Here is a 5,221-nt window from a genome sequence, read left to right as displayed (position 1 = left end):
CGGCAACTTCAGATTGTTATAAGAGACAGCGCTACAAGGCCAGCCTGGTAGCCGACGACCACTACCTGCTGCAATGCCTGCGCTACATCGAACTCAACCCCGTGCGTGCGGCGATCATCGACGACCCCTCCCGCTACCCATGGTCGTCCTGCCAGACCCACCTCGGCCTGCGCCCGGCCAACCGCTTGGCCCATCACCCCGTCTGGCTGGCCAGCGGCAGCACCCCGGCCGAACGCGCCCAGTGGTGGCAGCAATTCCTGCACGAAGCCATCAGCGACGACGAACTGGCCGCCATTCGCACCACCCTGCAACAACAGCGCGCCCTCGGCACCACCGCCTTCCAGGCCATGGTCCAGGCCAAAACCCACCGCTTCGCCGGCACCCGCCCCGCGCATCGACCTCCCAAACAAAAAGGTCAGGCCACCTGAGTGAACCTGACCTCGTTGGCACCTGGTCCCGGCAAACAGCCCCGGTAAGTCAACCTGACCCCGTTAGCTAACCTACTGGCTGGGCGTGTACTACCTGGTGGGTGCCTTCATCGCCGGCCTGGTGGCGCGCCTGCTGCAGCGCCGGATGCCCCTGCTGGCCTCGCACGACAACCTGCATGCATTGCGCCTGTTCTCCTCGTTCTTCGTACCGTTCTACTTCTTCAACGCCGGCACCCATGTGCCCGGCGACGCGCTGAGCCTGGAAGCTCTTGGGCTGGGCGTGTTGATCACCCTGGTGGTGCTGCCGCTGCGTCTGGCGGTGATCGTCCTGCAGCGCCGGATGGTCTTCGGCGAAAGCCTGCGCTCCAGCCTGCGGGTGGCGCTGGCGCTGTCACCGACGCTGATCTTCACCCTGGTGCTGGCCGGCATCATGCGCGAGCACTTCGCCGTTCCACCGGTGCTCTACGGCGCGCTGCTGTTCTATGCCGCGGTGACCACCCTGCTGCCCTCACTGGTGTTCCGCAAGGCACTGGATGTGGACCCGGCGCAGTACGAACGCCCCGACGGTGACGCCCAACAAAAAGGCCCGGCCACTTGAGTGAACCTGGCCTCGTTGGCCACGGAAAACTCAGAAAGATACCGGCTCCAGCGCCGTGACCACCAGGTCCTCCGGCTCACCGACGGCCGTGTGTCGGTGCACATCACCATAGGTGGACACCCGCAGCATTTTCCCGCCCTCGCCCTGGAACTGCATCGTGCAATGGCCGGTGCCGCTGCACGCTGACAATTCAGGCAGCGCCTCGCACGGCTCACATTGCTGCGTATCAGCGGCACACAAAGCTACGTGGTTGTCGCCGACAACATTGGCCCGGCACTGCGCATCCGGCAGTGGCACCCAGCCCCGGGACAACAGCCGGCTACGCAGCGTGGCGTAAGCCATGCCGTTTTCCCACACGGACTGATCGCTACCGGTTGCAGCAGAAGGACTGGCTGCCGACACGCTGCCAGCAGCCGCACGGGCATCGGCTGACGGTGCGGCCCGCGCATCCGGTTCGGGCCCGCAACCCGTAGCCAACAAGCACACGATGACCATGGCCAGCCAGCGGGGAAGCATCAGCGAAACAGCATTCGGCATTGGAATCCTCCTCGTCACGGGTTGTGGATCGTCACCGGAGCCCCGGCCTGTTACAGCGCCTTGCCAGGCAGCCGGCAACACCCTGCCCCGTTGCAGCACCCAGGCAACAAGGCCACACCCACCCAATGAACCTCACCTCGTTCCCACCTGGTAAATGAACCTGCCCCCGTTGGTCGGTCGGTCATTTCCCGCTCCTTAGATATCGAACGACTGGATACCATCGCCATGTTCGATGTCCACACGGCTGCCTTCAAAAGGTATGACCAATTGACCCATCGCAGGGGCTAGCCCGGGCGCCAGCTCGACCATCGCTTTACATTTTTCGTGAATAGAGCAACGCAGGATCTTCACCGACAAAATGCCATCCACCACTTGGTAGTCAGCACCAGCGATGTAGTACTGACTCTCTGGTGGAACGTTGAAATCTATCCGCACATTCCCGGCATCCTGCCTGCTGGCAGTCAGGGGCGACAGCGATACCTGTGAATACTGGATCGGCTCGTCATTATCCGCACATGCCACGACTGAAATAGCGATAAACGCTGTGATCAACAAACAGGAAGCCTTCATATCCTACGCCCTGTACTTGGTTCCACTTCAGACCTGCATTGTCTGCGAGGCTGCGTCAAGAAAACACGGGGCAGGTGGTAGTGGCCCGTGTTTCCCAAGCAACACCGAGGTTTTACCGCTCAGCATGCTGGATCTCGAAGCCGGATCCGGTCCATACCAGCATGCCGCCATCCACCACGCCCTGCTTATCGTAGCCGGGCGTGTCATCCGGCAAAGGGCGGCCCGGATCCTGTTCCATGAAGACCCACATGTGATGACTCCCGGCAAATCCGGCAGGTGCGATGTAGGGCGTGCTTATTCCGCGAATTTTCAGTTCCTCCATCATTGCAGGCGTGATCTGCGGGAAGAACCTGCCGGGCACCTCATGTACAGGCTCAAGCGTCCCATCCGGGTTTACCAAAAACAAAAGCAGGCCCGTTTCCAGCCTGCCGGTTGGAAACCTTGTCATCCAATCGCAACTTTGCAACACGCTTGACGGCAGATCCTGCACCCCGGCGCGACGCAGCGCACTGAGCTGATTTCGGAGGCCATCGCATCCCAAGCGCATGGAGAAGGCAAGACCGCCCTTGCTGCCACCGGCAGCAGGAAAATGCCGGAACCATACATCCGGCTTGTTGGGGTGGCCATACAGATCAATGCCTTGATGCGCACTGTAATGCAAAGATGAAATTATCTTCGCCGCCTCCTGCGGCAGATGAAGATAGTCTCGCAGAACACCATCAATCACCCCTGAAATATCCTGTGGCACCGGCACCCATATAGCTGGCGACGGTGAGGCGTAATGCGTTGTATCCATACCAGTGATGCGCGTCGTGCTCGGCTTCTCCTGTTCACCGCGTACGGCCAGGGTCGTGCCAGGTGTCAACAACAATACCGAGAACAACATTGCAGCTACGAGAATCTTTGGTGATCGGATCATCTGACGGCCCCCATGGCATGCGTCTGTTCTGCTTCCCCAATACCCACCACTGTAGATTCAGCGATAGGTGACGGGGCGGAAAGCTGCTCCAGCAACTGGTGGCTATTGGCTCGCAACAAGTCGTTGCTGAGTATGCCCAGTCTGTTCCTGGCTGGATCAGGATCTCCATCACGCACAAGAAATAGACGTTCTGCCTCAGCCTGTTCGGCTATGGGATGGCTCGCCCTGACTGCAACCACCTCGTTCCAACCCTCATTTCTTGCTGCAAGCAGCAGACCAAGACTAACCGTATCGGCATTGGCAGCAAACTGCCCTCCCAATCCGCGCACGCCGCGATGGATCTGTTCATAAAGCGTATGATCCGCATGACCTGGTAAACGAGGGTCAGGAAGGAATGCCAGCGGCTCTGGTACGCGCGAATGCCCCTGTAAACGCTCTTCGATGATGTGCGTACTGGTCAGCACATAAAGAATCTCACGCTGGGCAGCATTTCCTCGCACTGCCTCGGAGTATTCCTCATAGTAATTATTATTTCCCAAGTATGTTCTTGGAATGGTCTGACATCCAGCAGAATCTGTATTCTCCACGCCCCCACGATGGAACTTGAAGGTTGAATTCAACGGCTGTACGCCATTGCTGTCAGCCGAATCGAACCAGCCATCTCCATTGCTGTCACGTTGCACCCCGTTTGGTGAGGAGGTCACGCTCTCTGCTGTAGGGCGCAAGGCGAAATGGCGGGTTTCAGATCTATTGCCGAACTGGTGCGTGGACGCAGCAAATCGATAACTTCCTTCGGCCAAGCGTCCCAGGTCGCGCAGGCCATCTGCGTTGACGTCCATGCCATCTACGCTTCGATGTATTACCCGATCGAAAGGCTCTTGGCGTGCCGCCGCGTGCGCCTGGTACTGCGCGGTGGGTTCGGTGTTGGCACGGTGAAACGGCGCCACGTCGGGGCCAGTGGCATCACGCCAGAGCACCACTATACGGTCGTCATATGCGCCTTGCCCGCGGTTGAGCGCGGTATGGGTGTCCTGGCGCATGCCCAGCAAAACGCGGTTGCCTGCGGCCAGTTCACCCATTGCCTCCGCGTTTCCTCTGATTGCAAGGATGCTGGCATACACATCGTATTGCTGAACTTTGGGCAGCAGATCGATTTCGTCGTTGTTGAAGTAACGTGGCGGCCCTTTGCTGTGCAGCAGCGCCTCGATGGTGCCGGCGGCATCGGCCGGAATGTTGATGGCGGTCGCCCGGCCCAGGCGTGCCAGCGCATCGGACTGATCCGCAGCGACGTAGCGCAAAATGGCCTCACTTATGATCTGTGGCTGGGAATCGATATGCTGCTGCAACTGTGCCAGTCCTGACTCCCAGCGACCTGCGCTCAATTCAGTACCGATGCGTTGGGCCTCGGCACGGATGTCCAGTGGGGGCTGTTGTATCTGCGGTTGGTTCATAGCTCCATCCTTGATCGCTACAGATGCCTGATCCTCCGTTGTCGCAGAAGCTATTTCTGTGCGCGCGATCACGTTGATGCGGCCTGCAAGCCTGCCCTGATGTCAGACAACGGGAAGGTCGTTGGAAACCTCAGAGTCAGGTTCACTTGTTCCCTGTGACAACGGGGCAGCACCCGGTATGACGCCGCGTGATGCGCTGATCCGGGAGGGTGCCCGGGCTGGGCACGCTACGGGTATGGCCAGACAACCCCGCTTCGATTTGCACGGCATCCCTCAGCACATCGTGCAGCGCGGCAACAACCGCCTGCCCTGCTTCTTGGATGACCTGGACCGCCGCACCTACCTGTACCTGCTGGCCGATTCCCTGCACCACACCGGTTGCCAGCTGCATGGCTGGGTGCTGATGGACAACCACGTGCACCTGCTGCTCACCCCGCCACACGCGGGCGCGGCAGGCGCATTGATGCAACGTCTTGGCCGCAACTACGTACCCCTGTTCAATGCACGGCATGGCTGCACCGGCACATTGTGGGAAGGCCGCTACAAGGCCAGCCTGGTAGCCGACGACCACTACCTGCTGCAGTGCCTGCGCTACATCGAGCTCAACCCGGTACGCGCGGCAATCACTGACGACCCGGCCCACTACCCCTGGTCCTCCTGCCAGAGCCACCTCGGCCTGCGCCCGGGCAACCGGCTGGCCCATCACCCCACATGCCGC

The 5,221-nt window shown here is 60.3% G+C and carries 5 protein-coding genes and 2 pseudogenes; 3 read left to right on the top strand and 4 right to left on the bottom strand.

From position 1 onward, the window contains the following. Positions 1–428: pseudogene (locus ABB25_RS13945) on the top strand (transposase); the annotation flags it as partial. Between the two features lie 67 nt (positions 429–495). Next, positions 496–1,026: pseudogene (locus ABB25_RS13940) on the top strand (cation:proton antiporter); the annotation flags it as partial. A gap of 30 nt (positions 1,027–1,056) precedes the next feature. Here the strand turns inward: ABB25_RS13940 and ABB25_RS14675 are convergent. From ABB25_RS14675 to ABB25_RS14670, 4 genes are all read right to left on the bottom strand, one after another. Next, positions 1,057–1,563, bottom strand: a complete 507-nt coding sequence (locus tag ABB25_RS14675; RefSeq protein ID WP_152981245.1) for a hypothetical protein — start codon at positions 1,561–1,563, stop codon at positions 1,057–1,059. Between the two features lie 195 nt (positions 1,564–1,758). Then, a complete protein-coding gene (locus ABB25_RS13930; protein WP_057667863.1) occupies positions 1,759–2,133 on the bottom strand; it encodes a hypothetical protein in 375 nt (124 codons plus the stop codon). A gap of 112 nt (positions 2,134–2,245) precedes the next feature. After that, on the bottom strand, positions 2,246–3,019 hold the full coding sequence (locus ABB25_RS13925; protein WP_057667852.1) for a hypothetical protein: 774 nt from the start codon (positions 3,017–3,019) through the stop codon (positions 2,246–2,248). 29 nt (positions 3,020–3,048) lie between these two features. After that, positions 3,049–4,503 (bottom strand): XVIPCD domain-containing protein, encoded by a 1,455-nt coding sequence (locus tag ABB25_RS14670; RefSeq protein WP_152981244.1) that lies wholly within the window; start codon positions 4,501–4,503, stop codon positions 3,049–3,051. A gap of 235 nt (positions 4,504–4,738) precedes the next feature. Here ABB25_RS14670 and ABB25_RS13915 point away from each other — a divergent pair. Continuing rightward, a partial coding sequence (locus tag ABB25_RS13915; RefSeq protein ID WP_057667867.1) for a transposase occupies positions 4,739–5,221 on the top strand: 483 nt, incomplete at its 3' end.

Origin of the sequence: Stenotrophomonas koreensis (assembly GCF_001431525.1) — a bacterium.
GTDB classification, from domain to species: domain Bacteria; phylum Pseudomonadota; class Gammaproteobacteria; order Xanthomonadales; family Xanthomonadaceae; genus Stenotrophomonas; species Stenotrophomonas koreensis.
This window is presented reverse-complemented; position numbering and strand designations above follow the sequence as displayed.